General features: G+C 39.3%; 20 protein-coding genes and 1 riboswitch. Of the genes, 9 read left to right on the forward strand and 11 right to left on the reverse strand.

Going from position 1 to position 24,361, the window contains the following annotated elements; translation table 11 throughout:
• Window positions 1–8 precede the first annotated feature (8 nt).
• Together BN997_RS02280 and BN997_RS02285 are read right to left on the reverse strand one after the other, a co-directional pair.
• Window positions 9–254, reverse strand: a complete 246-nt coding sequence (locus tag BN997_RS02280; RefSeq protein WP_042529296.1) for a YuzB family protein — start codon at window positions 252–254, stop codon at window positions 9–11.
• 76 nt (window positions 255–330) lie between these two features.
• Window positions 331–1,539: an MFS transporter gene (locus tag BN997_RS02285; RefSeq protein ID WP_042535674.1), complete on the reverse strand. Its 1,209-nt coding sequence runs from the start codon at window positions 1,537–1,539 to the stop codon at window positions 331–333.
• 980 nt (window positions 1,540–2,519) lie between these two features.
• Between BN997_RS02285 and BN997_RS02290 the strand changes: the two genes are divergently transcribed.
• Both BN997_RS02290 and BN997_RS02295 read left to right on the forward strand, forming a co-directional pair.
• Entirely contained in the window at window positions 2,520–3,401 is an 882-nt protein-coding gene (locus tag BN997_RS02290) for a DUF1002 domain-containing protein (protein ID WP_042529298.1), read from the forward strand.
• A 257-nt stretch (window positions 3,402–3,658) separates the two neighbouring features.
• Window positions 3,659–4,543: a 3D domain-containing protein gene (locus tag BN997_RS02295; RefSeq protein ID WP_042529300.1), complete on the forward strand. Its 885-nt coding sequence runs from the start codon at window positions 3,659–3,661 to the stop codon at window positions 4,541–4,543.
• 562 nt (window positions 4,544–5,105) lie between these two features.
• On the opposite strand, the gene BN997_RS23035 is transcribed toward BN997_RS02295, so the two are convergent.
• Complete coding sequence (locus BN997_RS23035) at window positions 5,106–5,243, reverse strand: hypothetical protein (protein ID WP_175296993.1); 138 nt, start codon at window positions 5,241–5,243, stop codon at window positions 5,106–5,108.
• A 317-nt stretch (window positions 5,244–5,560) separates the two neighbouring features.
• Here BN997_RS23035 and BN997_RS02305 point away from each other — a divergent pair, with 317 nt between their 5' ends.
• Both BN997_RS02305 and BN997_RS02310 read left to right on the forward strand, forming a co-directional pair.
• On the forward strand, window positions 5,561–6,751 hold the full coding sequence (locus tag BN997_RS02305; RefSeq protein WP_042529303.1) for a glycine C-acetyltransferase: 1,191 nt from the start codon (window positions 5,561–5,563) through the stop codon (window positions 6,749–6,751).
• 474 nt (window positions 6,752–7,225) lie between these two features.
• Window positions 7,226–8,176: an L-threonine 3-dehydrogenase gene (locus tag BN997_RS02310; RefSeq protein ID WP_042529305.1), complete on the forward strand. Its 951-nt coding sequence runs from the start codon at window positions 7,226–7,228 to the stop codon at window positions 8,174–8,176.
• Window positions 8,177–8,330: 154 nt separating this feature from the next.
• On the opposite strand, the gene BN997_RS02315 is transcribed toward BN997_RS02310, so the two are convergent.
• On the reverse strand, window positions 8,331–8,918 hold the full coding sequence (locus BN997_RS02315; protein WP_042529306.1) for a TetR/AcrR family transcriptional regulator: 588 nt from the start codon (window positions 8,916–8,918) through the stop codon (window positions 8,331–8,333).
• 205 nt (window positions 8,919–9,123) lie between these two features.
• Here BN997_RS02315 and BN997_RS02320 point away from each other — a divergent pair, with 205 nt between their 5' ends.
• Entirely contained in the window at window positions 9,124–10,272 is a 1,149-nt protein-coding gene (locus tag BN997_RS02320; protein WP_042529308.1) for a DUF418 domain-containing protein, read from the forward strand.
• 264 nt (window positions 10,273–10,536) lie between these two features.
• Here the strand turns inward: BN997_RS02320 and BN997_RS02325 are convergent, their stop codons facing one another.
• Complete coding sequence (locus tag BN997_RS02325; protein ID WP_042529311.1) at window positions 10,537–12,162, reverse strand: ABC-F family ATP-binding cassette domain-containing protein; 1,626 nt, start codon at window positions 12,160–12,162, stop codon at window positions 10,537–10,539.
• Window positions 12,163–12,851: 689 nt separating this feature from the next.
• Between BN997_RS02325 and BN997_RS02330 the strand changes: the two genes are divergently transcribed.
• Window positions 12,852–13,430, forward strand: a complete 579-nt coding sequence (locus tag BN997_RS02330) for a hypothetical protein (protein ID WP_042529313.1) — start codon at window positions 12,852–12,854, stop codon at window positions 13,428–13,430.
• A gap of 65 nt (window positions 13,431–13,495) precedes the next feature.
• Here BN997_RS02330 and BN997_RS02335 read toward each other — a convergent pair whose 3' ends face one another.
• From BN997_RS02335 to rarD, 4 genes are all read right to left on the reverse strand, one after another.
• On the reverse strand, window positions 13,496–14,155 hold the full coding sequence (locus BN997_RS02335) for a YpmS family protein (protein WP_042529315.1): 660 nt from the start codon (window positions 14,153–14,155) through the stop codon (window positions 13,496–13,498).
• A 17-nt stretch (window positions 14,156–14,172) separates the two neighbouring features.
• On the reverse strand, window positions 14,173–15,072 hold the full coding sequence (locus BN997_RS02340; protein ID WP_244882322.1) for an SGNH/GDSL hydrolase family protein: 900 nt from the start codon (window positions 15,070–15,072) through the stop codon (window positions 14,173–14,175).
• A 372-nt stretch (window positions 15,073–15,444) separates the two neighbouring features.
• Window positions 15,445–17,103, reverse strand: coding sequence for an O-acetylhomoserine aminocarboxypropyltransferase/cysteine synthase family protein (locus BN997_RS02345; RefSeq protein ID WP_042529319.1), 1,659 nt, complete (start codon window positions 17,101–17,103; stop codon window positions 15,445–15,447).
• Window positions 17,104–17,196: 93 nt separating this feature from the next.
• Window positions 17,197–17,295: riboswitch (SAM riboswitch) on the reverse strand.
• A gap of 196 nt (window positions 17,296–17,491) precedes the next feature.
• Window positions 17,492–18,403, reverse strand: a complete 912-nt coding sequence (gene rarD, locus BN997_RS02350; protein WP_042529321.1) for an EamA family transporter RarD — start codon at window positions 18,401–18,403, stop codon at window positions 17,492–17,494.
• A 251-nt stretch (window positions 18,404–18,654) separates the two neighbouring features.
• Between rarD and megL the strand changes: the two genes are divergently transcribed.
• From megL to BN997_RS02365, 3 genes are all read left to right on the forward strand, one after another.
• Window positions 18,655–19,833, forward strand: a complete 1,179-nt coding sequence (gene megL / locus BN997_RS02355) for a methionine gamma-lyase (RefSeq protein WP_042529323.1) — start codon at window positions 18,655–18,657, stop codon at window positions 19,831–19,833.
• Window positions 19,834–20,019: 186 nt separating this feature from the next.
• On the forward strand, window positions 20,020–21,459 hold the full coding sequence (gene cls / locus BN997_RS02360; RefSeq protein ID WP_042529325.1) for a cardiolipin synthase: 1,440 nt from the start codon (window positions 20,020–20,022) through the stop codon (window positions 21,457–21,459).
• Between the two features lie 29 nt (window positions 21,460–21,488).
• Window positions 21,489–22,004 carry an acyl-CoA thioesterase gene (locus BN997_RS02365; protein WP_042529327.1) on the forward strand — a complete coding sequence of 172 codons (516 nt, stop codon included), beginning with the start codon at window positions 21,489–21,491 and terminating at the stop codon, window positions 22,002–22,004.
• Between the two features lie 65 nt (window positions 22,005–22,069).
• Here the strand turns inward: BN997_RS02365 and BN997_RS02370 are convergent, their stop codons facing one another.
• Both BN997_RS02370 and BN997_RS02375 read right to left on the reverse strand, forming a co-directional pair.
• A complete protein-coding gene (locus BN997_RS02370) occupies window positions 22,070–23,533 on the reverse strand; it encodes a PH domain-containing protein (RefSeq protein WP_052484870.1) in 1,464 nt (487 codons plus the stop codon).
• A complete protein-coding gene (locus BN997_RS02375) occupies window positions 23,523–24,005 on the reverse strand; it encodes a PH domain-containing protein (protein ID WP_042529332.1) in 483 nt (160 codons plus the stop codon). Before BN997_RS02375 ends, BN997_RS02370 begins: the two co-directional genes overlap by 11 nt.
• Between the last annotated feature and the right edge of the window lie 356 nt (window positions 24,006–24,361).

Below are 24,361 nucleotides of genomic sequence, written 5' to 3' on the forward strand. Positions count from 1 at the left end.
GCTTGCAGTTATTCATAAACTGCAAGCTCTTCTTTAATTTGCAAACGTATTTTATCAAGACATTCTTCCGGTGTCTTGCCAAACACACGCTTATTATTTACTAATGCGTACGGTCGAACGGCACAAAGTCCGCAAAACGACAGGCATTCATTCATAAGAACCGCTACCTCAGGGAATTCTTTCTCTAAGATGGATTCAATATCTATAGTAGTGATGGCATTTCCGTCACATATTTCTACGACAACGATACCCATTGCTATCACTTTCTTTCTATAATAATTAACGCTACTTTGTTAGTTTTAGCATAATTATAGAAACAAATCAATATTTTTATCTGGATGAGAAAGTGTGCGAATGAGAATGCTTTGTATTCGGTTCATGTTCATAACGTAACCAGACAACAAGCATGATAAAGCCGCAAAGAATAAGCAGCAGGCCGGTTGTTAAAAAGACGGAAGAGAATCCCCAGGTTGCAGCGATGGTACCGCCAAGCATGGGACCGATAATGTTTCCGAAAAAGCGTAAACTTGTATCGTAGCCAAGTACTTCTCCTTGTGTAGACAGCGGTGCTTCTTTCCGGATATAAGCCACACGGATTGGGATAACTCCACCAAGGAACAAACCGAGTAAGAATCGCATAATGACTAATTGCCAAATACTCGTAATGAACATACCCGGCAAATAGACCAAGCCGGAAACAAACAGCATGATAATTAATACTTTCGTATAGCCGTGCTTATCTCCGATCATTCCCCAGCGTCTGGTCATCAACAGATTGCCTACCCCTGTGGCGGAGAAGGCAATTCCTGCAAAGAATGCCAGATTGACCGGCCCATGAATTTCTTCAACAAATAATGATAAAATCGGCTGGACGCTGAAGTGAGCAATCTGTACAAGTGCAGACATTAATAAAACAATCAATAAGATTGGTTTACGCAGGATATACTGCAATACTTCCTTCCTGGAATAATTCTTTGTATCCTCTTCTTTTGAAAAGGTCACCTTCATTTCTTTCACTCCAAATATAACGAGCAATCCGGAGATAAAGATAGTGATTGCTACCCATTTAAAGGTGCTGGAATAACCAAATGCATCTGCCAGCGCCCCGCCTAATAAGGGGCCCATCAAAGAACCGGTGATAGTTCCGGTCTGCAGGGTGCCTAACACTTTTCCGGCAACTTCTTTAGGTGTCTGGGTTGCAATAAACGCCTGAGACATTGGAATAAATCCTGTGACGATTCCCATTAAAAAGCGCAAGAGAAATAACTGCCATACGGCTGTGACGAATCCCATTAAAAATACGGAAATTCCGATTCCTAATGCAGACATCACCATTAAACGCTTCCTGCCGAAGCGATCGCCGACTCTTCCCCAAATCGGGGCAAAGATAAATGCACTGATGAAAGTAACGGCAAAGGTTAATCCAGACCATGTCTGCACATAGGACGCAGAAAAGTTTCCCATGGACTGAATATATAAGGAAATAAAAGGCACAACCATCGTCATGCTTCCGCTAATAAAGAAATTAGCAAACCACATAATCACTAAGTTACGTTTTACTCCTGGGTGTGTATTAATAACGTTCAAACCTTCTTTCTGACATTGTAAGAACTGCAGATTCATGTACACTTATTGATTCAAGCATACAGCAGGGAAAACCCAATTTGCTGTATGCATTTTCGTTTTGAAATGGGATAAGCGCCTTTAGTACATATGAAAAAGGCATAAGTGCCAATGACCCATACCTTCTCTAAAACAATCTGCAGCTGTCCGTTTAAGTTGCATAAATGCATTACGCTATCACCATCTGTGGAATTCCTGCAATCTTAAAAAAAGGAGTGCCGAATTTCCAATAAATAATCCTACATTTATTTCGTTACTCCAAATATACACTAACACGAACTAAATGAAAAGGTATCTGCTTACAAAAAGGATTTATTTTAATGCTTCCATTTTCGCACATTAAAAAGTAACTTCATTTCCATAGAAACAGGGGTTGACCGTTCCTTCGATAACTCCATTGACAAAGAATAGAAGGTGAAGTGTAAAGCACCGCTGCGGCGAAAAGCGGAGTGGTTGGCCGGAGCGGAGCTACGCACCATCATCAATTCCAAAAAGGCCGAATATGTAACCCAAAAGCAAGCGTGGTAATCGAAAACAAGTTCATCCTGGAATACAAGATATATATGCTTATTCTTAAGTGTGAAAGTTGAGTTAACGTCATAAAAAAACGTTTTATCATAAAAAAGACAGGGAATCAGCAAGGATACATAGACAGTAATCCTATATGATAAAATATAGTTCCAAGCTTTTCCTATAGAAATAAATCAACTGTTAGAAGGCCCGGGAGCTGGCAGCATGTTTTTTTCTGCAGATTGTATTTAGCCGGCAGATGAAATTAATGTTTTAAAAACATGTAAACATTTTTCCTTCGGGTTATAATAGATGACGATAGATGCTCATCATAAATATCAAACGTAGGAGTTAAAAAACGCTTACGAAGAAAAGGAGTAAACAGAATGAATAAAAAGGTAGTATCCGTGCTGAAATACGTGGCACTAAGCTGCATATTATTTTTTAGTATCCTATTGCCAGTTTCAGCAGCTTCTAATACGACGATTATCTATGGGGAAAAACTCAGTGACAGTCAGCGGGCGGAAGTTCGGGAGGCTTTGGAAATCTCAGATGATGACACATATGAAGAACATGACGTTACAGGACAAGATTATGCTGATTTTATAAATGGAAATCCAGATGCAAATATGTATTCTTCTGCAGGAATTACGCTGGAGTCAAGCGGTTCCGGCCTGGAAGTGAATATATTAACACCCGATAATATTACGGAAGTAACCAGAGAAATGTATATGAACGCACTGTTAACAGCCGGAGCGGAAAATGCGACGGTAGATGTTGTTTCTCCAGTCAGAGTATCTGGTCATTCTGCATTGACAGGAATATACAAAGCCTATGATGTAGAAGGAGTAGAATTAGATCCGGAACGAATGGAATTAGCTAACGATGAGCTAGAAGTAGCAACTGATTTAGCAGATAATGAAGATATTAGTGATGAAGACGTAAGTACACTTTTAACAGAAATCAAAAAAATGATTGCTGAACAGAATCCAGTAACCAGAGAAGAAGTAGAACAAATCGTTAATGAGCAGCTTAACAATCTGGACATTCAGCTGAATGACGCCGACAGGCAGATGCTTATTGATTTAGTAAATCGAATGAGGGATTTAGAAATTGATTTTGGAGCAATGAGAGATCAGCTCGAGAGTATTACAAATGACCTTGTCGAAAGAGCAGAGGATTTAGGTTTAGACAGGGGATTTTGGGAGAGAGTGGCGAACTTCTTTAGTGATATCTTCCGTTCCATTGCGAACTTTTTCAGCAGCTAATTGAATACTGGCAAGCAGTTGACGAAGAGCTCTCTAATCATAGAGGGCTCTTTTTTTATATTACAGAAACGAGCCTTCGACGTGGGTTTGTCATAATGCATACGCTTTACCGCTCTTCTATAACAAATATGTTACAAATGTAATAGTAAACAGGGCATATGTAATCATTGTAATTTACACTTAACCCTTCTGTAACTGTATTCTTCTGATTCCTGTGATAGGATAGTCATTGTGAAAAAACATAAGGAGGTTATCAGATGAGAAAACTCGTAGCAGCATTATCTGCTGGAATTATTATAACCGGTACAGCTGCAACAACAGTTTCCGCTGACGCAAATGAACACAAGGTAGAATCAGGAGAGAGCTTATGGAAGATTGCAGCTCAATATGATACAAGCGTGCAAAACTTACTTGATATAAATGATCTTAAATCAGAGGTAATTCACCCGAAAGATGTTATTAAGGTAAGTGAATCTGGTGAAGATGGAGAAGAAACAGTATACACAGTAGAAAAAGGGGACACCCTTTCAGCTATTGCTAAAGAATTCAATGTATCTGTCAGCGATATTAAAGAATGGAATAACCTTTCATCTGATATTATCGTAATCGGTAATGAATTATCAATAAATGGAACAGCTGAAGAAGCTGTAGCAGAGCAACCAGCAGTAGAGGAAGAACCAGCTGAGGAACCTGCAGCAGAAGAAGAAGCAACAGAAGAACCAGCAGTAGAAGAAGAGGCAGCTGAAGAGCCGGCTGCAGAGGAAAGCGAACCTGCTGTAGAGCAAACTTCTAATGAAGAAGCAGCTGCTTCTGAATCAGAAGAACAATCTTCAGATAATGGTTCTCCACAAGGCGAAACAATTTCTGTAGAAGCGACTGCATATACAGCAGATTGTAATGGATGTTCCGGAGTAACTGCAACTGGTGTAGATCTAAATCAAGATCCTAATGCGAAAGTAATTGCAGTAGACCCAAATGTTATTCCATTGGGAAGTGAAGTTTATGTAGAAGGTTATGGCTATGCAACTGCTGCTGATACTGGCGGTGCAATCAATGGAAACAAAATTGACCTTCACGTACCATCCCAAGACGAAGCAGTAAACTTTGGAAGACAACAAGTTAACGTAACAATCGTTGAATAAATCATATAAAAATAGCTTAAGAGTCTATAAAACTCTTAAGCTATTTTTTTTAGTTGAGAAAATAAATATAATAAAAAAGGGTCAACACCAAAATCTATGGTTGGAAAATATAATTAAATATGATAATAGCAGTTACCAAGCGAAGGAAATACACGTAGACTCCTATGGGAATGCGCAGTGTGAAGACCCCGCAGAAAAAGTGGTCTTCTTTTTTCGAGGAGGCTGAAGACAAGCCCATGGAAAGCGTAGTGTATTTCCGTAGCGGCCGCTTACAGCAAATTTATATCTACTATGTTACCCATAGATTTTGGTGAAAAGCCATAAAAAAGGCATCATACTTTTGATTATATAAGCATGAGACCCCATGAAGTCATGATATTTAGCTGTCCGTATCTCGTAGTTATCACGCAGAGTTTTTCTGATATACATGCGTTTCATCTATTATCAACGATCATCTGATTTTTTCTTTACATTTTAAAAAGACGAATAAACATTTGCTGATATATTTTACACCCCAGAAAGCCGGCAGTGTTATCTTTATCAAATCCTTGGAATATCCTCTTTAATTCTGAAATTCGGTAGAAGTGGCAGCCGGGCTTTGTTCAATTTCTTCATTACTATCGTTATGAGCACTTGAATAGCCTAAAGCTCCTACTGCAGCAATGACAAAAATAAACAAAGTAAGTAGAACTTTTCGCATGTTTCTTTTCAACCCTCCATCATATATTTAAAGTATGTGTTCAAAAAAAGTTCACTCTATCGAAGCATCATTTTTTAAGAGACTTTTTGAACATCCTTTTTAATAATATTCAACTCTCTTAGTATAGGACAATATGGTCAAATTGGCTAGCAGGAAAAACATTAATTTTCATATATATTCGCTAATTCTGTGAATAACTGGATTGGGTTATTTATATGTTATACTTGAAAGGGATTACATTTTTGACAAAGAGTTGTCCGTAGACCCATGCGGTGCAAAGTTACATTTTACAATGCTTTAAAGGAGGAAAATAGGGTATGACAAGCCGAAAATTAGATCATTTTTTGGAATCAAATATAAATGATTTAAAGGAAAATGGTCTCTATAACGAAATTGATACTGTAGAAGGTGCAAATGGCCCGGAAATTACAATCAAAGGAGAAACATTAATCAATCTTTCTTCTAATAATTACTTAGGGCTTGCGACGCACCATGAATTAAAAGATGCAGCCAAGCAAGCTGTGGATTCCCATGGTGCCGGCGCTGGCGCTGTCCGCACGATTAATGGAACGCTTGACTTGCATATCGAATTGGAAAAGAGAATTGCTGCATTTAAAGGAACAGAAGCAGCTATCGCTTATCAATCTGGATTTAACTGTAATATGGCAGCGATTTCGGCTGTAATGGATAAAAATGATGCGATTCTATCGGATTCTTTAAACCACGCCTCTATTATTGACGGCTGTCGCTTATCGAAGGCGAAGATTATTCGATTTGAGCATTCAGATATGGCGGATTTACGTGCGAAAGCGAAGGAAGCGACAGAATCAGGGACATATAATAAAGTGATGGTAATTACGGATGGCGTATTCTCCATGGATGGAGATATCGCGAAGCTTCCGGAGATAGTGGAAATCGCTGAAGAATTTGATTTGATTACCTATGTAGATGATGCGCATGGCTCAGGAGTAACTGGTGACGGTGCAGGAACAGTAAAGCATTTTGGGTTGCAGGATAAAGTAGATTTTCAAATGGGTACGCTGTCGAAAGCAATTGGTGTTATCGGCGGTTATGTTGCAGGGAAACAATCATTAATAGATTGGCTGAAAGTCCGTTCCCGTCCATTCTTATTTTCTACAGCGGTATCTCCAGCAGATGCAGCTGCAAGCACAAGAGCAATTGAAATGCTCATGGAGAGTACAGAACTGAATGAAAAGCTCTGGGAGAATGGGAATTACTTGAAAGAAGGCTTGAAAAAGCTTGGTTTTGATATTGGCGACAGCGAAACACCAATCACACCTTGTATTATCGGTGATGAAAAACAAGCGCAGACATTTAGTAAAAGACTGTATGAAGAGGGCGTTTATGCGAAAGCAATCGTGTTTCCGACAGTGCCGAGGAGGACCGGGCGGGTTCGTAATATGCCGACAGCTGCGCATACGAAAGAAATGCTGGATCGAGCTATTGGCATTTATGAAAAAATCGGTAAGGAATTAAAACTTATATAAATTGAAGTAATAAATTACACTTTATTTTTCTTATAAAATGACGAAATAATGATTGAAAACGGTAACTAGCGACGGTTTTTGGTGGGGCGAGTAACCGCAGTCCCAGTCCCAGAAGAAAAACACGGAGACTCCTGGTCGACTAAGAACGGTCACGTCCTGTGACCAACGACCGACACTAGGACGTCTTGTCCGTTGTGGGAAGGCGCGGGGCATAAGTGCGACTTTAGCTCTGTCTGCGCCTGACGGCTTGCCAATCAGCAAGTCTTCTTTAAAGGAGATGAGCTCGGGGCCCGCGGAAAGCGTAGTGTTTTCTGGGGCCTAAGATTACTCACCCCATGAAACCCGTTGTAGCGGTAGCTATTAATTTCAATTTATATATTTAAAAATAAGAGCGCATGTTCAGAAGGTTGATAGAAGGGCGGAGCATCTTTCCAACAGCTTTTTTGAACATCCTCTCAATGGAGGTTTTCCGAGATGAAAAAAATTTTAGTGACCGGTGCATTAGGGCAAATCGGATCAGAATTAACGGAGAAGCTTCGTAGTACATACGGCGAGGATAATGTCATTGCTTCCGATATCCGGAGACCGGAGCAGCCATCAGGAATATTTGAAGAAATCGATGTGACAAAGGAAAAGGAAATTTACGAGATTTCCAAAAAATACAAGGTGGATACGATTATTCATTTAGCTGCACTTTTATCTGCGAAGGCAGAGGCTTTTCCAAAAGTCGCCTGGGAAATTAATATGGGCGGACTGGTAAATGCACTGGAAGCTGCGAAGGAATTAGATTTAAAATTTTTCACACCAAGCTCAATTGGGGCTTTTGGGCCAAGTACACCGAAAAATAATACCCCGCAGGATACGCTGCAGCGTCCAACGACGATGTATGGGGTGAATAAAGTAGCAGGAGAAATTCTTTGTGATTACTATTATTCCAGATTTGGGGTGGATACCAGAGGAGTTCGTTTTCCAGGTTTAATTTCCTATGTAACTGCTCCAGGCGGCGGTACGACAGACTACGCGGTGGAAGTGTATTATGAAGCGCTTCGGTCAGGAACATATACCTCCTATATTGCAAAAGGAACGCATATGGATATGATGTATATGCCAGATGCTTTACAAGCGATTATTCAACTGATGGAAGCAGATTCCGATCGCTTAAAGCATCGCAATGCCTTCAATATAACTGCGATGTCTGCTGCGCCGGAGCATTTTGAAGAAGCAATTCGCAAGCACATTCCTGATTTTACAATGGATTATCAGGTAGACCCGGTCAGACAAGGAATTGCAGAGAGCTGGCCGGATTCGATTAATGCAGATGCTGCGAAAGAAGAATGGGATTTTGAAGCAGCATATGATATGGACGCAATGACGGTGGATATGCTGGAGAAAGTTCGTGAGAAAATAAAGAAGAATAGTGCATAACAGGACAAAATGATTCCAGGCTTTCAAGTAAAAAGACGCACTTATATTTCAAACATTTAAACTACTTCTTTTATATCAGAAGCCTTTTTACTATTTTTTGACTGCTGTAAAGGAAGTATCTCAGTATAATTAAAAAAACCGCCTTATGTCCAGGTTAATCGATGACGACCATGGACATAAGGTGGTTTTCAATAATACTACGGATGTAAGATGGGGTATAGCGTTCTGGATTAAATAATGCATGGATAGCCAACCCATCGAGTAAACTATACAATTTCTCTAATTCAATATCTCTAGAAATATTTTTTTTCAATAAGTCATTTTCTTCTAAAGTCGTTAAAACTAATTCAATAACTTTTAAAACATCATCGTAATTGAGATCAAATCCATCCTCTTTTCGACCATGAGTAATAAAGGCAAACCAAACCTCCATTTCCTTTCTTGAAATGTCATTATAAGGAGTTATCTCCATAAGAAGCTGAACCAATTTTTCTAAAACTGGCAGATCTTTCTCCATAATTTTTTTAATCCTAACCCCCACGTTTTCTTTTAATAATTCCATTGCAAATTTAAGAAGTTCTTTACGAGTAGGAAAATAGTACCTGAGAGTGGATTGAGAAATTCCGGTTTCTTCTGCTATTTTTCGTGTCGTTGCATGTTCAATCCCCTTTTGAGATATAATTTCCCATGTAGATTTTGCTATTTGTTCCCGACGTTTGCTATGGTCAACTTTTTTTGGCATAGAATAATTGTATCAGATAAAAAGAGAAAAACAAAATTTTTTCGCTCAATTGAGTTATTAAAATTGCGCGTTCGTTTGTAGCTATGATAAAATCTTTTTAGCTCAATTGAACTAAAAAAGTTTGCTTAGCTAAATACTCAAGTCAAACGATGGAATGAATTTTAGAACAACCAAAAAAGCTTTAGACAGCGAAGGGGCAGATGGGATGAAGGGGCAGGAAAATCGAATAAGATTATTAGATGTGTTAAGAGGCTTTGCGATTATCGGCACGTTAGGAACGAATATCTGGTTGTTTGCTCAGCCGGGGAATATTATGACTGTTTTTTCAAATGCAAATTGGTGGGAAAGCTTAGAGTCTTTTCTGCAAGCTTTCCTATCTGTATTTGTTAATGGTAAATTTTTAAGCTTATTGACTATTATGTTCGGAATTGGTTTGGAGTTGAAATATCGTAAAGCTGCAAGAGAAGGTCTTCCGTGGATTCGCCTGTATTTATGGACGATGTTTCTGCTGTTTTTAGATGGTTTATTACATTTTATTTTTGTGTTTGAATACGACATTCTAATGAGTTATGCAATTACAGGAATGATCGTTGCCTTCATTATTCGTTATCGTGAAGAAATGATGAAGAAAACGATGATAGTATCAGCAATTATTCATCTCACGGGCGTAATGCTGCTGTCGATAGCATGGTTCTTCTTAATAAAAGAAGCGTCATTTCTAAATGAAATGGCGAGAATGTCTCAAGAAACAAGTAATTTATACTCCAATCAGAGTTATTGGCAACAAGTACAATTTAGAATCCGAGACTTTTGGGGGTTAAGGGTAGAGGCTATTCTAATAATCTTTATGAATATCACCTTGTATATTTTAGGGATTCGGTTATTTCGTGCAGGTGCATTTTCAAATAACGAAAATGGGCAGCGTCTCCGAAAAAAATTAATGATATATGGTCTCGGTATTGGAATACCATTAAATTTACTTACGTTAGTACCGGGCGGATATTTTGATATTGCCTCCCGGTATGTATTTGCTCCGATTTTGGCATTAGGCTATATTGGCTTATTCGCTTGGGTACTGAAAATAAAAATAGCTCCATGGCTGATTAATCGATTTGAATCTATAGGAAAAACTGCATTAAGCTGTTATATATTACAAAATATAGTGGCATCAATTATCTTTTATGGCTGGGGGGCAGGGGTGGCTCCGGTGTCTTCCGCTTATACTGTAATTGTTTATTGGATTCTTATTACAATAGTGATGATGATAACTGCTGAACTTTTTATGAAGTATTTAGGTACAGGTCCGTTGGAATACTTGTGGAGAAAATTATCATATTCTCCATTTAAAAAATAAAGTGATCCATTATACAATCAAATTTCAAAGCATAACTAAAAGTTTACATGAGGCAATGGGTTGACTCTTTAAACGCAGGGGCGCTAACTCCCTGAATTACTTAGGATAACGCAGGGGAAAAACATATAAATTCTAACTCTAAAATAAGAGGTTATTTACTAATAACAGCTTTTATATGTACTAAAGAGAAAGAAACTGCTGCACAATCATGTAATCGATTGTGCAGCAGTTTCTTTTCTAATGTTTCTTATAACAAGCTTCTATTTATGCCGTTGTATACATTTCATTCACTTGCTTTTGCAGCTTTTTATCCTGTACATATTCATCATAAGCCATTTCTTTATCCACGATGCCATTCGGAGTAATCTCCATAATACGATTTGCGATACTGTTGATAAATTCATGGTCATGTGATGTAAAGACAAGAGATCCTTTGAATTTAACAAGCCCATTATTTAATGCTTGAATGGATTCAAGGTCAAGGTGGTTTGTCGGCTCATCCAAAATAAGCACATTCGCTTCGGAAAGCATCATTTTAGAAAGCATACAGCGGACCTTTTCGCCTCCGGACAGTACATTTGCTTTTTTCTTCGCTTCTTCTCCGGAAAATAACATTCTACCTAAGAAACCGCGCAGAAATGTTTCTGTTTCGTCCTCCGGAGAGTATTGACGCAGCCAATCCACTAACGATAAGTTTACACCGTCAAAGAACTCGGAATTATCTTTCGGGAAATAGGACTGGGAAGTCGTGATTCCCCATTTGTAAGAACCTTCGTCCGGCTCTAATTCTCCGGCAATAATCTGCAATAGCGTGGTATTGGCAATATCATCCTTGCCAACAAGCGCTACTTTATCATTCGGATTTAGTGTGAAGTTAATCTTATCCAGTACTTTCACACCATTAATCGTTTTAGATAAATCTTTTACTTGTAATAAATCATTTCCAATTTCACGCTCTGGGGTAAAGGCGATATATGGATATTTTCTAGATGACGGCTTAATATCGTCCAGCGTAATATTATCAAGCATTTTCTTACGTGACGTTGCCTGCTTCGACTTCGAAGCGTTCGCACTAAAACGGGCGATAAATTCTTTTAACTCTTTAATTTTCTCTTCTTTTTTCTTATTAGATTCTTGAGCCATACGGGATGCAAGCTGGCTGGACTCGTACCAGAAATCATAGTTTCCAACGTAAAGTTGAATTTTCCCATAATCGACATCTGCAATTTGCGTACATACTTTATTTAAAAAGTGACGGTCGTGGGATACAACGATAACCGTATTTTCAAATTGAATCAAAAATTCTTCCAGCCATTGAATTGCCTGAATGTCTAATCCGTTTGTCGGCTCATCCAGAAGAAGAATATCCGGATTGCCGAATAAGGCTTGCGCAAGTAATACTTTTACCTTTTGTTCTTCAGGAATCTCAGCCATTTTTAAATCATGAACAGATTCTTCTACACCAAGTCCTTTCAGAAGCACGGCAGCATCGGACTCTGCTTCCCATCCGTTCATTTCTGCAAATTCACCTTCCAGCTCAGCGGCACGAATGCCATCTTCTTCGCTGAAGTCTGCTTTCATATAAATTGCATCTTTCTCCTGCTTTACATTATATAAACGCTCATGGCCCATCAAGACAGTCTCTAAAACAGGGTGCTCTTCGTAAGCATAGTGATCCTGTTTTAAAACTGTCAGACGCTGTCCGGGTGTCAGTGATACATTACCGGATTGCGGCTCGATTTCACCTGAGAGAATTTTCAGGAAAGTAGATTTCCCTGCACCATTTGCTCCAATCACACCATAGCAATTTCCAGGGGTGAATTTTAAATTAACATCTTCAAAAAGCTTCTTATCACCATATCGTAAACTAACATTAGTTACTGTTAACATATTTTATATTGCCTCCAAAAAATCGTTATCAGAATAAGCTTACGTTATTTGAGATAACAATGCAAGATAAGACGGTTAAATAATTGATGTCGTATCCTATAATTTAAGGTGAGCAGAGAAATAGACCGGAAGGCTTAGTCAAAAATATGACGCTGGGTTATTACAGGAAGGTAAAATAACAGGTATCATCAAAGTAAGTTAAGGAAATATGTTATTCATTATCCTCTAAAACCGGGTTGGGAAGCAAAGAGGTGTGAATGCCAGCAAAAAATGGTACACAAGCGGGATGCCAATTCAGATTATTTTCATATACTAGGAAATAAGAACATGCTGAAGAAATATCGATAGATGAAAGCAAGCGACCGAAAGGAATCTGATGCTGCGATGAAAAAGTACAAGGCGTATCGAAAGCATATTAAGAAAAAATCATGCCGATTTAGAACAGCCAATGAAACTTTTTTAAAATGTAATACGTAAATAAATGGTAGAAGAACAATTTATATAGAAGAGAAAAAAATGAACACGACATTTCCTCATTAATGAAGGATGCAGTGATTTGAAAAAAGCAATTTTGCTGAAAAACGTTAGGTTTACTAGTTTACCTAATTTTTTGTATCAGCTGTTGTATATTAAAAAGCTTTTGTATATATTAATAAAAAGGGGTATGTCCAAAGAGGGGGAACACGTAGATGAAAAGCAAGTCGGTTTATTTGCTGTTTACCGATACAGGAAGCTATCTGTCACGATTAATTCATCTGTATACCCATGAGCCTTTAAACCATGTTTCTATAGCTTTAGATAGAGAATTAACAGAAGTTTATAGCTTTGGGAGAAAACAGCCTAATAACCCATTTATCGGCGGCTTTGTGAAGGAGGATATTTTCTCGCCGTACTTAAATCAGTCCAGGTGTGAAATTTACGAGCTTAAAGTCACTGAAAAAGAATATGAATATATTAAAACCTTTATTCAGCATATAGAGATTGATAAAGAGAAATACCGTTATAATTTTATCGGTCTGTTCGGGGTTATGATGAAAATAAAAATTACACGGCAGACAGCCTTTTTTTGCTCACAGTTTGTGGCAACCATTTTACAAAATGTAACGAGCCTTCCGCTGACAAAAGATCCTTATTTTACAACACCAGAGGATATTCGGAGTGCTCCTAATTTAAAGCTTATCTATGAAGGGGTATTATTACATTATAAAGACATAGATTCGTTATCACTGACAGAACAGCCATCATTATCTTATATTTCTAATTTATAAATGTCTCATGATAAGGCATCTAAAAAGCACAGCGTCTCACTGGAGGCGCTGTGCTTTTTTGGGTTTCATTCAAACAAGTCCTGCATCGCGTCCATGCTGACATCTTGAATGCCAAGAGTTTCATAAGGGACGACAAGTTTCATGGTAATATTATTTGCTTCTAAGTCCATATGGTGTACAGCAACATCGAAATTCCCCTGTAATTCCATATCAGTAACAGCTACATAAATTTCCTGGCTGTCTGGATCAATAGTTACCCATTCAGGCATTGGCAAAAAGCGATCCATATATTCCATGATTTTTTTGTTCGGCAGCTCTAACAGTCCAACGGATATCGACTTTTGCTGTAGGATAAGGTCCCCATTTGCCTGTTCAATCGGTTCAAAACGGACGGATAAAGGCACCGTAGAGGAGAAAACAGGCAGTTCTCCCATCAGATGCACATCATCTTCAAGCAAAATACGGTAATGATGCTCTGTTCCCTCCAGTAATTTTTCAATATAAGCATTGACTAGATTATTTAAGTTTTGCTTGGTTGTCTGAATATAAAACTCAGAGCTTTCCTGCTCGTCTATCATGGTATTTGGAGGGAATGCATTATTGGAAACCGGCCAAAAAATAAGTACCAGCAGAACCAGCAGGATAAGGCCGTTAAAGATGAGGAGACCGAAAAACCCGGCCCTCCATTTATTATTGATTTTTATTTGTCTGTTCTTTATTCTCATTATGTTTTCATCCCAACTTAATTAAAATATTCCAGAATACGTTCAGCCATTAAATAATATCCGTCATAATTAGGGTGGAAATTATCTTCTGCAAATAAGTCTGCAGCATCGTCATCAAATAAATCATCAATTGGAACAAAAGTGCTGTTTTCATTTTCGCTGACAATTTCTCTTCCGATATCATTCCAATTCAGAACGATTTGATCCAATTCCGGGATATCCTCAAAATAATTTTTAAAAGGATTAAATATACCTAATAGATAAATAGAAGCATCCTCATTAAGGGAACGGATCGTATCAAATATCTCATGTAATCGTTCTTCATAGGATGTTTGTTCTTCATTGAAATAGCTGATCTCTAAATCCATGATATTTTCCTTCAGTACTTGCATAATATCATTCGCACCGATGGTTATGATAATCATATCTGCTTCTTCTAAAGCCTCAGCTAATGCAGGTTCTTCCTCCAGACGGTGAAGCAGCTGGTCCGTTCGGTTTCCGCGCTTTCCGAAATTTTGAAAATGAACGTTGGTATCAAGAACCTGGAGTGTTCTGTCTAATATCCCGACATACCCTCCCTGATCTGTATCGTCCCCTACCCCTTGCGTCAGGGAGTCTCCGAGTGCCACAATATCTACATCTTCCTCCGAAGCAAATTCAAATGTATTTTCTAAATCTTCGTCGACAGCGATTGGAGTATTTTCCTGCTCTTCAACGTCCCCCATAACCTCTTCGCTCTCTTCGGGTGTTTCTTCCTCATTTTCTGTTTCTTCAGGCGTAATTTGTTCTCTTAATGCTTCTTCTTTTTCCCGTTGTTCCGAGTTTAATTGAAAATAGGGCAGCTGTAAAATTGCAAAAACAGCAATAGCGGTAATCAGAGTGGAGCTAATGAGAATAAACCATTTCTTTTTCGTCATTTTCATCATCACACCTACGTGTTCTTTTCTTCTAGTTTATGTTGGAACAAATAAAATTACCTAAGAATACGAAAAGGAAATTAAATTTGTTATATGTGTATTTGCAAAATGGATTGGTAAAGTTTCATAGAATATATGCGTCTTCTTATAGTCTTATTTTAATCAAGGATAATCAATACTAAACAGATTAAATGAAAAACGCCTTCTAATTTTTAAGCTAGAAGACGTAACCACATTATAGTATAACATAAAACGAAACATCAATCAGTGGGAGTGTTGTTTTTCTCCATGATAAAATTACCCGCCTTTCTTAACAATAAAACATGGAAATGTTCTATAAAAGAAAGGCGGGGAAGGATGTTATTTTTGTATTTAACGTCCGGAGCTGCGTAATTCAAGAGCAAATTGCGCCGGCTGAACGGTCGAAAGAATAAACACTTCAGATGATACTTCAGGAGCAGAAGCTGTGAATAAAATCGTGCCCTGATAAGCTGCGTTTTCTTCTGGTGTCTGTTTACCTTCCTGCAGCCATATTGCATCAGCTCCTGTTAATATATCTGTTGTCACTTCATCGATATCTGCCGCAGGAATTACCTCATAGCCTAATTTATAGAGAGGAACAATTTCTTCGTCCGCGATGCCGACAGTAATAATCCGCTTTTTGCGGACACCTTCGCTGCGGTCAAATGGGGATTGAAGTAAATTTTGCACTGCTATTTCCTCGGCTGATTTTTGATTGCCCTGTGATTTTCCTGTTGCTTTATCAATGGCCTGATCCAAGTCAGCTACAATATCGTCAAATGACTCTAAACCAATGGATAAACGGACCAATTCTTCCGTTGTACCGCTTTTTGCCAAGTCCTCATCTGTCAATTGCTGATGGGTTGTAGAAGCAGGGTGGATAATAAGCGATTTGGCATCCCCCACATTGGCGACATGAGACCAGAGCTGCACATTATCGATTAGAGTACGGCCTGCTTCTCGTCCGCCTTCAATACCAAATGTAATAACTGACCCAAAACCGCCCTTTAAGTATTTTTTAGCAAGCTGATGGGAGGGATGTGATTCCAGCCCCGGGTAGTTGATCCATTCTACAGCAGGGTGATTTTCCAGGTAAGCTGCTATTTTTTCTGCATTTTCGCTATGCTTCCTGATGCGTAAGTGTAAAGTTTCCAGGCCTTGCAGTAATAAAAAGGCATTTTGCGGACTAAGCGCAGGTCCGATGTCACGTAATAATTGGACGCGCAGCTTGGTAATGAATGCAGCAGGACCTAAATCCGCATATTTTAAGCCATTATAGCTCTCATCCGGCTCGATAAAATCAGGGAATTTATCATTATTCCAATCAAATCTGCCGCTGTCGACAACGACACCGCCGATGGTTGTGCCATGTCCGCCAATCCATTTCGTGGCGGAGTGAACCACAATATCCGCACCCCAGGTTAACGGCTTGGCAAAATAAGGGGCAAATGTATTATCAATAATTAAAGGAATGCGATGATTATGAGCAATATCAGCCACCGTTTCGACATCAAAAACATATAAACTTGGATTAGTGATGATTTCTCCAAAAATTGCTTTTGTTTTATCTGTAATTGCAGCCTCAATAGCATCCGGGTCAGTTCCATCTACAAATTTTACATTGATTCCATAACGGGGGAGCGTGTTGGCAAATAAGTTATACGTCCCGCCATATAGATTGCTGTCCGCGATAATCTCATCACCGGCACGGGTGATATTTAAAATCGCCATCGTAATAGCTGCCATCCCGGAAGCTAGACCTAAAGCACCGACTCCGTCTTCTAATTGTGCAATCCGCTGCTCAAATGTATCTACCGTCGGATTCATAATTCGAGTATAGATATTACCTGGCTCTGCTAATCCAAATAAGTTTTGTGCATGCTCTGTATCACGAAAAACATAAGAGGTTGTTTGATAGATTGGAACAGCACGTGCTCCGGTTGTCGGGTCTGGAACCTGCCCCCCGTGTAACAAAATCGTTTCGTCTTGCTGTACTGGATAGTTTGACATTGTATTTCCTCCCTTTTTATTGAAAACACTCTTTTACCTGAAAAAAGCTCTCTTCTATAATGAAGAGAGCTCTGATAACTGACTTAGAACCCTCTCTTATCTTTCAGATGATATATCTGTAGGATGGAGCACCTGAATGTTCAAGTTGCCGGGCTTCACAGGGCCTATTCCCTCCGCCGCTCTTCATAAGAGATTCTGCTAAATATTTTGAAATTACTTGCGAGTATATAGTTTTACAGGTTAAAAGTCAAGTGTTTTACTAGGGATTAATAGATGAAATAAAGTGAATCTTCCTTCAGCGGGGATTTCTTTCATCCTTACTGAAGGAATTATCACAAAAGTATGACCTAAAGGCCTTTGGACGAATCGGGCCGTTACTGGCTGAAAACTATGCCTTTCTTCTTTTTCTCCGCGGTGCATCCCGGTAAATACTGGCCATATAGATAATAAGTGCAGCCCAAATCAAAGCAAAGGTAATCATATGATGTACCGTAAAGGTTTCATTATATAGAAATACCCCCAGAAAGAACATAATTGTCGGTGCCACATATTGTAAAAAGCCAACCATTGCCAATGGAATCCGTTTGGCCCCTGCAGCAAACAGCAGTAAAGGTATTGCTGTAACACCCCCCGCGCCTATAAGTAAAAGATTGTCCGATGTAAACAAAGGAGAAAAAGTAAAAGATCCTTCTGACGGAACAAATAGTAAATACAATAGAGCAATCGGAGCCACTACAAGTGTTTCAATAGTAAGTCCATACATTGCATGCAGATGGAGTGTTTTTTTAATCAATCCATAAAAGCCAAAGGTGATGGCCAATAACAGCGAAATCCAAGGGAACACACCATAGCTCAGTGTTAAATAAAGTACGCCGATACCGGCAAGGATGAACGATAAGACCTGTCCTTTCGTTGTCTTTTCTTTCAATACAAATACCGCTAATAAAATGCTGATCAAAGGATTGATATAGTACCCTAAGCTGGCCTGCAGCACATGTCCATGCTGAACCGAAAAAATAAATAGAAACCAGTTAATAGATATAACGATGGAAGCTGTAATGATAGCGATGGTTTTCTTTTTATCTTTTTTCAGCTCGTGGACCGTTTCAATCAGTTCACGCCAATTACCTGTCACCAGTACTAAAAAAATCATGAAAATTAAGCTCCAGACAATCCGGTGGGCTAGTACTTCGCCAGCTGGAACATGTTCAAGAAACTTCCAATAGATTGGAAAGATTCCCCATAATAAATAAGCAGCAAAGGTAATAACCGCTCCCTGTTGTAAAGATTTATCCTCCATTATCCATTCCTGCCTTCTGAAAAAATTAAACTAAAACCAATATTAAAACTTTATGAGGCAGGAAGCAATAACTTTTAAATAATGTATTCCGTAAAACGAAGCTTCATGGAGCGGGAGCTTTGTTTTATTTGTACGAAATATTAGATATTTTTTTGAGCCGGAAACATTTCCAACAGCACAGGAATACTTTATCATAAAGAGAGAGAGACTTATCTGAATTATTACCTTTATCAGGATCGGGGAGAATATAAATGAGCAAAAAGTTTAAACATATGGAAACAGCAATGATTCACGAAGGGTACGATTCCAAAGAGCTGCTTGGCAGTTTAACACCGCCCATTTTTCAAACATCTACATTTACCTTTGACACAGCGGAGCAGGGGGAGGCACGTTTTGCCGGAGAGGAAGAAGGACATGTCTATACGCGTGTCAGTAATCCGACCGTGCAAATACTGGAACAAAAGCTGGCCGCATTGGAAAAGGCTGAAAAAGGACTGGCATTTGCCTCGGGGATGGCTGCCATATCTGCCGTTTTGATTGCACTCACCAAAGCAAATGACCATATTATTTGCTCGTCCGGACTATACGGCTGTACCTTTGGACTGTTGTCGATGATGGATAAAAAATATAATATCCAGACAGATTATATAGCTATGACAGATGCGGAAAGTATAGAGGGAAAAATCAGGCCAGAAACAAAGGTATTTTATATTGAGACGCCGATTAACCCGACAATGGAAGTAATTGATTTGAAATTAGTGATTGATATTGCTAAGCGGCATAATATTTTAGTTGTGGTGGATAATACATTTTCTACACCGTACCTGCAGCGTCCGTTGGAATTGGGGGCAGATGTGGTAGTGCATAGCGCGACAAAATATTTAAGCGGTCATGGTGATGTGATTGCGGGCATCGCCGCAGGAAATAACGAATTAATGGAGCAAATCGCAGCAACGACGCAAAAGGATATTGGCGGTGTGCTTTCGCCGTTTGATGCCTGGCTGGTTGTTCGCGGAATGAAGACATTGCCGCTCCGAATGGATAAACATTCGGATAATGCCCTGCAAATTACAGAAAAACTAAAGCAGCATCCAAAGATTAAGCATGTATTTTATCCGGGTGATCCGGATGCGGAAGGCTATTCAATTATGAAAAAACAAATGAAATCTGGCGGGGGCACCTTATCTTTTGAGATAGACGGCGGAAAGAAAGAAGCGCAGACTTTTCTGAATAAACTTCAATTTATAAACATCGCTGTCAGTCTTGGAGATACAGAAACATTGATTCAGCATCCGGCAACCATGACACATGCTGTGATTCCTGATGAACAACGCCGGAAAATGGGAATAACAGACGCTCTGATTCGGTTATCTGTCGGAATAGAGGCATGGCAGGATATTTGGGAGGACTTGGAGCAGGCGCTGACATAATTAAAATAGGGGATTCAGTTATTTGCCGGAAAAAGAACGTTTTATATAGAAGAAATAGCAGATACGCAAGCTATGGGTAAAACGAAACTTCATTAACCCTTTCACGCTGAATGAAGTTTCGTTTTGTGCTATGATAAGAGCAGAATTCCCTTTTTTATTGGAAAAAAAGTGATGGGAGCAGGATATATGGGCGTTTACTCAATCATAATTGGATTAATTTTTGTTATAAATATTGCGTTAGCTATATCCATTATTTTTCTGGAAAGGAAGGATCCGACCTCTTCCTGGGCATGGGTAATGGTATTGCTGTTCATCCCTATTTTAGGATTTATTCTTTATTTAATTTTTGGACGGCCCATCAGCAATCGCCGGATATTCAAATGGGATCAGCGGAGCCGGATGGATGTGAAGAAGGCTGTACAAAAACAAATCAATGCCATTGAGGATGACGCTTTCCTGTTAAATCATGACGATTTAAAAAAACATCAGGATTTAGTCTATCTTCATCTCCGTAATGACAATGCTGTTTATACAGATAATAATGGCGTAGATATTTTTACAGATGGACATGAAAAATTTGAGGCTCTTTTAGAAGATATCAATCGGGCAAAGCATCATATTCATGTACAATATTATATTATGCGGAGTGACGGGCTAGGGAGCAGGCTTGCGAATGCATTAATAAGAAAAGCAAAAGAGGGGGTATGCGTCCGGCTTTTGTATGATGATATGGGCTCCAGGTCACTTAAGAAAAGCTACATAAAAAAATTAAAAGAAGCGGGCGTTCTGGTAGAAGCATTTTTCCCATCGAAATTTATTATTAATTTTAAAATCAATTACCGGAATCATCGCAAGCTCACGATTATTGATGGAGAAATCGGATACATTGGCGGTTTTAATGTTGGAGATGAATACCTGGGAATGAAAAGCAAATTTGGTTATTGGCGTGATACTCATTTGCGGGTGATAGGTGATGCAGTGCAAAGTATGCAGACACGCTTTGTATTGGATTGGAATCAGGCCTCGAAGCAGAAAATTCCTTACGAAGAAGAGCATTTTCAAACTATCTCTGGAGGGAATATAGGGATGCAGATTGTCTCCAGCGGACCCGATTCGGAGTATGAGCAAATCAAAAACGGATATATTAAGATGATTATGGAAGCAGAAGAGTATATCTATATTCAGACACCTTATTTTATACCAGATGAAAGCTTGCGTGATGCACTGCGTATTGCCGTGCTATCCGGAGTAGATGTCAAAATTATGATTCCCAATAAACCGGACCATCCCTTTGTTTACTGGGCAACCATGTATTATTGCGGGGATCTGCTTGGCGCCGGTGCAGAGATTTTTATTTACCAGAATGGATTTCTGCATGCTAAAACCATTATTGTCGATGGAAGAATAGCTTCTGTCGGTACGGCAAATATTGATGTAAGAAGCTTTCGGCTCAATTTTGAAGTCAATGCATTTTTATATGATATTGAAGTTGTGCGTCGGCTGATGGTCGATTTCGACAAAGATTTGGCGCATTCTACACAAATGACGAAAAAGTTATATGACAAACGTTCTATCGGAATTCGTTTTAAGGAATCCGTCTCGCGTTTAATATCACCAGTTTTATAAGACAAACTAGACAGCAGGAGGCAATATAAATGAAAGCAAAACCTTGTTCCGCATCATTAGCTTTAAAAACAACACATATCCTTCCGCCGGATACGAATCAATATGATACGTTATTTGGCGGAAAATTAATGGCGCATCTTGATGATATCGGTGCGATTGCAGCAGTAAAGCATGCAAATAGCCCGGTGGTAACAGCTTCTACGGATTCTGTAGATTTCTTAGCGCCTGTAAAAGTTGGCCAATATATTTCGATTGAAGCATTTGTGACCTGGACACATCACACCTCCATGGAGGTATTTATCCGGGCAATCACCGAAGATATCCGGACCGGGGAAAGAACAGCATGTACAACAGCGTTTATGACGTTTGTAGCGATTGATGAAGCGGGCAAACCGATTAAAGTGCCATCCGTTTATCCGGAAACCGACGATGAAAAGATGCTTCATGAAAGTGCACCGCTGCGTGCCAACCGCCGTGCGGAGCGGAGAAAGCAATCTAAGCAGCTTGCAGAAACCTTTGGAACCGTCTATGGAACAGAAAAATAAGATAGATCGTAAAAAGCCGGTTAAAATCACAACATATGATTTTAACCGGCTTTTTATATATTGTATTACACTTTTTCCCGATAAGAATACCAGTCAGCAATTGAATAACTATCCGCTGTTCGCAGCTCTTTAATGACAAAATGGCGTCCTGCGCCTTTATTTAAAATAGCCATGTCCAGCGTTGCAAGGGACTGCTTTCGGTGAAGCAGATGCTGTTTCTGCTGCAAGGCCTGGATCCTTCGATGCGGAATAATCGCAGTATCCTTGCTGATTGTTCGTGTCTGAATCGTTATCTGCTGTTCATCAATCGCATAGCCGATGGATTTGAATACAGCAAACCCCATTATCCCGAGGACCAGCATAATAATTGCAGGTATCCAGATATAGGATACGAAGAAAATACCTGTAATGATAACAGCTAATAACGGAAGATTGATGGACCGCCATAGATAATAAGGTAAGGCTTTTTTCGGCGGATGAATCAGATTCTCCGTACGATAGCTATACTCCGGTAAAAATTCACTTAGAAAAGCTGCAAATTCTTTCTTGCGGAGCAGCGGGAAAATAATCGTATTTACTTCCTGACTGCTATTTATCTCTCCGCTTGCAATTTCAACATAAGGTCTGGCAAAGCCAAATAGTTGATGAATAGGGGATTCCTTCATCCCCACTGCCTGTATTCTTTTTAATGGAATGGTTGTTTGTTTTTTCTCTAATAACCCTCTGGTAATAAATAGTTCTTTTTCATAACGGGTAATGGTAAAATTCCAATCTTTAATCACCGTATATAGAATACTTAATAACCATAAAAAGATGAGAACGATAATCGCTAAAATAATGATAATTTGCATGCCGAGAGACAGAAGCCAGCGTGTCGCATCATCGTAAAATTGGTCTGGAATCAAAGTTTCAACCTGAGAAAAGGCAACCCCGAAGAGCCCGATTAAAATTCCGAAGCTTGCTGAGGTGGAGCCGGTAATCAACAGGGCTTGAATTGTTATTGTCCGTTTAGGGAGGTGAGCTTCATCCTGCTCCTGCTGTTCGTTATCTGATACCTCGGTTTCCAGCTCCCCGGTTTCCGGTACGTGTTTCTTGTATTTTAATTCATCATGCAGCATGCGCCCGTCCTCCATACGGACCGCAGACAGCGCGGCATCTGTAGAGGAGTCATTCCCTGCAGTTTCAATGGCTACTTTGGTTAACCCGAAGATGCGGTGAATAACATTCTGTGATAAATCAATAGACTGAATCCGATGCTTGGAAATCGTGCGTTTTTTACGAATGAGAATTCCGCGTTCGATACGTAACTGGTCTTCCTCTAATTGATAGGTGAAACGAAGCCATGATAAAAAGCTGAATAAAATAATTAATCCGATGATTACAAGCAAACCGATTATCAGATAAAAGGTATTACTGTTTCTGATAATGACAATAGCAATAGGTAAAAGCCCAATGATAGATTGTTTCAATGATTGAATAATATTAAATATTACTGCAGCGGGGTGCAGTCGTTTCGGATTAGACATCATCTTGCTCCACCCTTGCTAATTCAGAAATTTGATCGCGTAAATCATATGCTTCCTCTTCTAATAAAGCAGGTATCTGATGTGTTGTCGCTGCCGTTGATATTTCCAGGGTGGCCAGCTTATATTTTTTCAAGACGGGCCCTTGCTGTGTATCGACATGCTGGACACGAATCATTGGTACAATTGTCCGCGTTACTATAAGAATCCCATGTTGTATGTAAATCTCCTGATCGTAGACCTGATAACGCCATCTGCGCCATCTTAATTTTGGAATAATCAAAGCGGTGATGATCCATTCCGCCACGGTAAGACCGGCAATGATGAAAACAATCCAGAGCGGCAGAAAATCGAAAATAATATACACAACAATTGCTCCAATGGTTATCAATAAAAAGATGAGTGCATATATATGTGCTGTAAGCTGCCATGCTTTGATAGCATCTGTAGCAATTTTTACATTAGGCTGTTCCCGCATGCATTTCCACTCCTTGTTTTTTGACTGCTTCTATCATACAACAGATGGGGAGGTTTAGAAAAAAATTTAAGAATAGCTTAAGAAAATCCAAATATATCAGTGAACCGCCGTCTATCCATAGAGATTACTTTAGGAAGTATAGGACAGAGGTTCATCATACATTTGGATTTTTTAAAAGAAAAAGAAAAGAATGTTTATATAAATAGCCGCTCCAACGGGTTTCATGGAGGGAGTAATCTTCAATGTTGTCAGGATAATGCGACCGCTGCGACGGGTTATGGTGGGGTGAGTAATCGCAACCCCAGAAAAACACTACGCTTTCCATGGGCCCCGAGCTCATCTCCTTTAAAGAAGAC

This window comes from Oceanobacillus oncorhynchi (assembly GCF_000821065.1).
GTDB classification, from domain to species: domain Bacteria; phylum Bacillota; class Bacilli; order Bacillales; family Amphibacillaceae; genus Oceanobacillus; species Oceanobacillus oncorhynchi.